The following is a 6,032-nucleotide window of genomic DNA, read 5'->3' on the forward strand; positions in this document are numbered from 1 at the left end:
TTAAGATAGATAGATTTAAAAAGTTTGGTATCTGTTTATAGGAGATGCAGCTAAATGAGATTTAGAAATTTACCTAAGTTTTTGTCTTGGAAAAACACTACCTAGTGAAAACGATTTTTGCATAATCCTTGAAAACCAGCATAAAATCAGGGATCTTAAAAAATCAACTGTCAAAGTCGGGTCAACAGGGTCTCCCTTCGGTACTAAGGAGGAGGTACAAGATAGATCATCTTCCGGTAAGGGGAGAAGTACGTTCAAAGGTGTGGTTAGGGTTTAAGATCTCGGCCATAAACTGTAAGAGATTGATAAAGGGGTTGATGAATAGGCCTATACCTGAGCTTTCTACTCTTTTATATAACCATTTATTTTTGTTATTTAGTTTTCAAAGGGCCTCTAGAGTTAAATTTGCTGCTTAAGTTAAATATGTTGTATTAAATAGTTAGTTTTTGGGAGATAACCATAGAATATGGTTTATTTTTTACCAAAAGCGATTTTAAAACGTTCAGCTGGGTTATCAAAAGTAACCTCATTTGGGTCAAAATGCTCAGAGTCAAATTCTCCTCCCACCCATTCTAACATTTCTTCGTGTTGTTCATCATTAGGATTTCTTATACTTTCTAAAAAATCATTATAATTATCAGGCCCACCACAATCTTCAGGAGGGCAAGCTCTTCTTCCTTCAATACATCTGGGATAAGTAATGTTTTTTTCTCTAGGGAGCATCTTTTCTAAGGTTATTCTGTGTTTCCAATAATCACCAAAATCGTAGATATAATTAACCCCTTGATTTTCTAAAATAAAATAATTTGCTATTTTTTGTTTCCAACTTGGAAGAACTTCGTAATCTTCATACTCTTCGTCTGGAATCCCTATGTTGATCTCTGTATCGGTTAAGGGGTTAATTAATTTAAATTCATGGAGGTGACAATCATACCAGCCCATAGCATCTTGAATAGCTACATGTAGTTCCCAAAAAGTATAGGTTTTAGGAACTTGTATCCGCCGCCAAATGGGTGGCTTGATATCCTTTAGGGTAATCTTAAATTGATATATTAGATTAGATTTCTTTCTCATATTGATTCTCCTTCTCATAATATAAATTTTTTATCAAAAAGAGTAATAACATTTCTAAAGTTATATGTAATTTATATTCTATAAAATTTTAATAAACCCTTTAGATAACGAGTAAATAAAAATAAAAAATATCTTTTGTAAAATTATCTATATTCTACATATCTTTTATCTCATCCAAAAAAGCAGGTCTATTTGCATACTTGGTCTTAAGTAAGTTCACCACTTTACTGAATTCATCTTCAAAGCCTTTTATTCTTTTCATCTGTTTCAAATACTTAATAACCTCTCTATAGTGCGGTCTGCCCGTCTTACTGTCAGCAAAAGGGATGAGTAGTTCATTATAAGCATCGAAGTATCTTTTAGAGAATTTTTCCGATAGATCTTTATGATACATATTCAGAGTAAAAAGACTTCTTTTAGCAAGAACCTGCTTGAGCGCCTGTTCAAACATTCGCTCCTTTAGATAGATGTTAATGATTGTATCTTTACTGCCAAATCTATCTTTTGAGAGACCATTTATGATTATAGAAAGTATCTTTTTCCAATCTTCCTCAGAACAAATTTTTTTCAGTCTTTCGTAATCATTCCAGTTTCTATCTTGAATAAAAAGGTTTATGAGGTTTTGTTTATATTTCTCCGGAGAATGCTTTTTATAAAACCTATTTAAAAATCTACGTATTTCTATGGACAAATGATCAGGAAAAAGGCCAAGACCTTCTTCCGCAACTATAATTGCTTCTTTACTCCTACCGTCTTTTTCTAAACGACTGGCATAATAAAGGCAAAATTCCTGGTCCTGATGATAATGTCTCTTTATTAAATCATAGAATTCCTTTTTATCGTCAAGTAAGTCTAAGATGTGAAGTTGAATTTTTAAAGTCTCCTTCGCCTGATAATATTTACACCATTGGCTGCTATCCGGTAGATTCTTAGGTAAATGAGGTTTGAGCAGTTTCTTCCAATATTCCAAATCATCTCTTGAGTAGCATATCTCTCTTAGAGTATAACTATAATATTCTCGGAAATAGTCGGGGTCATTTGCAATATATTTATCAAAAAAATATTTAATATAATTCTTTTTTTCTTTATGATCCAATTCTGCTCTATTTATACAGTTTCTACAAATACCAAAGGCCATTTTAAAACGTTCAGCAGGGTCATCAAAAGTAATTTCATCTGGGTCAAAATGTTCTGAGTCAAATTCGCCACCAATCCACGCTAACATTTCTTCTTAAAAAACCGTATATAAATAACATTCTATAAAAATTTCAAAAATCCTCTTTTTTTATTAAAAATTAATAAAAATAAGTTATCGGTTATTGGTTTTTAGTTTTCAGTCAAATAAAAGATAAAGATAAAGATAAAGATAGAAGAGAAATAAATAGGAGAAGATAATTTAATCTATTCGCTAGGCGTAAGGGAAAGAGGGAATAGAGAGAAATAAAAAGAAAAGATAAATAAGTATTTAATAAGATTGCCTCTATATGCTATAATTACAAAAATAAAACTTTATTAAATTGCATTCACCTTTTTATGATACCAGTTTTTTTATTTTTGTTATTGAAAAACAAAATAGACATGGGAGGGGAGAAAAGATATCCATATTAAATAATTAGTTTATAAAATACTGTTATTGAACGTTCTTAATGAACAGCTAAATATTTTATATTATTTGGAGGAATAATAGAAAATGCTTCCTAATAAGTCAGTTAAAGAAAGCAAATTTGACCCAGAGACCGAGACAGAGTATAAAATTTCAGAAAAAGAGATTTATAAAACTTTTTTAAAAGAATATAATAAAAAAAATAAAAAGGATTTTCATTTGGTTAGATTGGGTGATCCTATCCAAGGAGAACCATCTTGTATTTGTACCGATGATTTAAATCTTGAACTTACTCAGGTTTATTATAACAAAGAAGAAGCAAAAGCTGCTTGGGGGTTAGTTCAATTAATGAAGAAACGGGAGAAGGATAAAAATTATGATCGTAAGCATAAAGATAAAAAAGATTATTTAACCGAAGCGAATCAGATGTTTTGCGATTCTTTGAATGAACGGATAAATAATAAAAGCAATAGAAAGTATAATTATAAGGGTAAATTATTTTTAGTGGTGGAAGAAGGAATAGGTTTGACTAAAAAGGAAGCAGTGGAATATTATATTAAACAAGGTAAAAAAGCTACTAATAATATTTTTAATGAAATCTGGCTAATGCTACAATCAGCAGGGCATTATAAAATTTATCAGTTAAAATAATGAGAAGGGGTCTACAATTGTGGACCTGACCTGAGAGATATATTGAAGAAAAGGGAGTAATTTTTGAAGATTGGATGTCATGTTTCTATTGCCGGGGGGATAGATAATTCAGTTATTCGAGCAGAAGAATTAGGTTGTAATACTATGCAGATATTTTCTAAGAATGCTGCTACCTGGCAGGAGAAGATATTAGATCAAGAGGAAGTTAAAAGATTTAAAAGAAATTTAAAGAATTCTATCCTTGATATTGACCCAGTTTTTATTCATACCTCCTATTTAATTAATTTAGCTTCTCCTTTAGACGAACTCTATTTTAAATCAATTAATTCTTTTATAGAAGAGATGAAGAGGGCTAATCTTTTGTTAGCTGTCCCTTATTTAATTACCCATCCTGGAGCTCATATTGATAGGGGAGAAGAGTATGGAATTCAAAGAATCATTAGAGCCCTTAATATTATTTTGGAAAAGAGTGCAGATTTAAATTTAAAGACAATGATATTATTGGAGAATACGGCTGGTTCGGGCACACATTTGGGTTATACTTTGGGGCAGTTACAGAGGATGATGGAAGGGGCGAAAGATAGAAAGAGAATAGGAATATGTTTCGATACCTGTCATGCCTTTGCAGCAGGATATGACCTTTCTAATAGAGAAGGAGTGGAAAAGACGATAGGTTTTAATATATGCCAGTAGAAAAAATCTTAAATGAATTAAAGAAGTATAATCGAGTAAGTTCTTGTCTTACTGTTTGGAAACATATTCCGGCTAAGTCAGGGGTTTATGAAGATTTTCCTGAATGGATAGAGGATAAATTAGTACATATTTTGAGAGAGAAAGGCATTACCAAACTTTATTCTCACCAGGCTTCTGCCTTAAAATTGATCAGGAACAAGAATAATGTGGTAGTGGTGACCCCCACCGCTTCCGGTAAAACTCTTTGTTATAATCTGCCGGTCTTGGATTCTATTTTAAAAGATAAAAATAGTCGAGCACTTTATTTATTTCCCACTAAAGCTTTGTCCCAAGACCAATTAAGTGAGTTATATAAATTAATTTCTGCCTTAGATGAAGGGATTAAGACTTATACTTATGATGGAGATACTCCTTCTTCTGCTCGGCAGGCTATCCGCAAGCAAGGTCATATTGTGGTAACTAATCCAGATATGTTACATTTGGGGATATTACCTCATCATACTAAATGGCTGGAACTATTCCGAAATTTAAAATATGTAGTAATCGATGAAATTCATATTTATCGGGGGGTATTTGGAAGCCACTTAGCTAATGTGATAAGAAGATTAAAGAGAATTTGTCGCTTTTATGGTTCGAGTCCTCAGTTTATTTGTTGTTCAGCAACTATAGCTAATCCTCGGGAGCTTTCTCAGAAAATTGTCGGAGAAGATTTTGTTTTAGTTAATAATAATGGTGCTCCTCAGGGAGAAAAACATTTTTTATTTTATAATCCTCCGGTAATTAATAAAGAATTAGGAATTAGGAAGAGTTTAATTAAAGAAGTCGCGCGTTTTGTAGCTTATTTTTTAAATTATGATCTTCAAATCATTGTCTTTGCTCGAAGTCGTCTAACTACGGAGGTTTTGACCAGTTATTTAAAGGAATTTTTAGAAAAAACCGGGAGACCTAAAGATATTATAAGAGGTTATAGAGGGGGATATTTGCCTAATTTAAGGCGTGAGATAGAAAAGGGGTTAAAAGATGGGGATATCAAAGGAGTGGTAAGCACCAATGCTTTAGAATTAGGCATAGATATCGGTCAGCTGGATGTCTGTTTTATGGCTGGATATCCGGGGACTATTTCCAGTACCTGGCAGCAGGCCGGAAGAGCTGGGCGCCGCTCTAATACCTCCCTGGCTATCTTAGTTGCCTCCAGTAACCCCTTAGACCAGTTTGTGATAAAGCATCCTGATTATTTTTTTGGAGAATCACCAGAGAGTGCAGTTATTGACCCCAATAATTTAAGTATTTTAGTTAGTCATATTCGGTGTGCTTCTTTTGAATTGCCCTTCGAAGAAGGGGAAGATTTTGGAACCAAAAAGCTCCCGGATATTTTGAAGTATTTAGAGAAGGAAGGCGTACTTCATTATGTAGAGAAGAAATGGTATTGGATGAGCGAGGTTTATCCTACTGATGAGATAAGCTTACGCAGTACCTCGATGGATAATTTTGTCATTATAGATACTACCAATCAGCAAGAACAGGTTATCGGAGAAGTAGATCGAGCAAGTGTGCCTACTGTTATATACGAAGGGGCTATTTACCTTCACGAAGGCGAACAATATGCTATCAATAAGTTAGATTATCCAAGCCAGAAGGCCTATGCAGAGAAGGTTAGGGTTAATTATTATACTGTTGCTCAGACGGAAACCAATATAAAAGTTTTAGATCTATTTGAGAAGAATGAAGAATTAGATCTGGAACATGCTTATGGGGAAGTGGCTATTACTACCAGGTCTACTCGATATAAAAAGATAAAGTTTTATACTCATGAAAATATCGGTTTTGGTGAAATATCTTTACCATCCGAAGAAATGCACACTACTGCCTACTGGCTTTCCTTAATGATTAAAGATATTGATGAACTATCTAGGCCTAGGCGTCAGGAAAAAGAGGGAATTTATTTTAATCTAAGTAGTGGACTTCTGGCTTTAGCCAATGTGCTTATTAATGTTGTCCCTTTATATGTTAT

General features: G+C 33.1%; 5 protein-coding genes. 3 read left to right on the forward strand and 2 right to left on the reverse strand.

The window, feature by feature from the left end; translation table 11 throughout:
• Positions 1 to 471: 471 nt before the first annotated feature.
• Together COZ07_RS07315 and COZ07_RS07320 are read right to left on the reverse strand one after the other, a co-directional pair.
• Entirely contained in the window at positions 472 to 1,074 is a 603-nt protein-coding gene (locus COZ07_RS07315) for a plasmid pRiA4b ORF-3 family protein (protein WP_406607916.1), read from the reverse strand.
• Between the two features lie 154 nt (positions 1,075 to 1,228).
• The gene (locus COZ07_RS07320) at positions 1,229 to 2,299 is read right to left on the reverse strand and encodes a hypothetical protein (protein ID WP_406607917.1); all 1,071 of its coding nucleotides are present in this window, start codon (positions 2,297 to 2,299) and stop codon (positions 1,229 to 1,231) included.
• A 465-nt stretch (positions 2,300 to 2,764) separates the two neighbouring features.
• Between COZ07_RS07320 and COZ07_RS07325 the strand changes: the two genes are divergently transcribed.
• The 3 genes from COZ07_RS07325 to COZ07_RS07335 all read left to right on the forward strand — a co-directional run.
• On the forward strand, positions 2,765 to 3,328 hold the full coding sequence (locus tag COZ07_RS07325; RefSeq protein WP_406607918.1) for a hypothetical protein: 564 nt from the start codon (positions 2,765 to 2,767) through the stop codon (positions 3,326 to 3,328).
• Between the two features lie 63 nt (positions 3,329 to 3,391).
• On the forward strand, positions 3,392 to 4,021 hold the full coding sequence (locus COZ07_RS07330; protein ID WP_406607919.1) for a deoxyribonuclease IV: 630 nt from the start codon (positions 3,392 to 3,394) through the stop codon (positions 4,019 to 4,021).
• A partial coding sequence (locus tag COZ07_RS07335) for a DEAD/DEAH box helicase (protein ID WP_406607920.1) occupies positions 4,012 to 6,032 on the forward strand: 2,021 nt, incomplete at its 3' end. The genes COZ07_RS07330 and COZ07_RS07335, both read left to right, overlap by 10 nt.

Origin of the sequence: Candidatus Infernicultor aquiphilus (assembly GCF_002784285.1) — a bacterium.
Taxonomy (GTDB): domain Bacteria; phylum Atribacterota; class Phoenicimicrobiia; order Phoenicimicrobiales; family Phoenicimicrobiaceae; genus Infernicultor; species Infernicultor aquiphilus.

Bases quoted from the DNA above. Each gene is read 5' to 3' on its own strand.
- COZ07_RS07315 (WP_406607916.1), bottom strand. From the start codon at position 1,074: ATGAGAAAGAAATCTAATCTAATATATCAATTTAAGATTACCCTAAAG.
- COZ07_RS07320 (WP_406607917.1), bottom strand. From the start codon at position 2,299: ATGTTAGCGTGGATTGGTGGCGAATTTGACTCAGAACATTTTGACCCA.
- COZ07_RS07325 (WP_406607918.1), top strand. From the start codon at position 2,765: ATGCTTCCTAATAAGTCAGTTAAAGAAAGCAAATTTGACCCAGAGACC.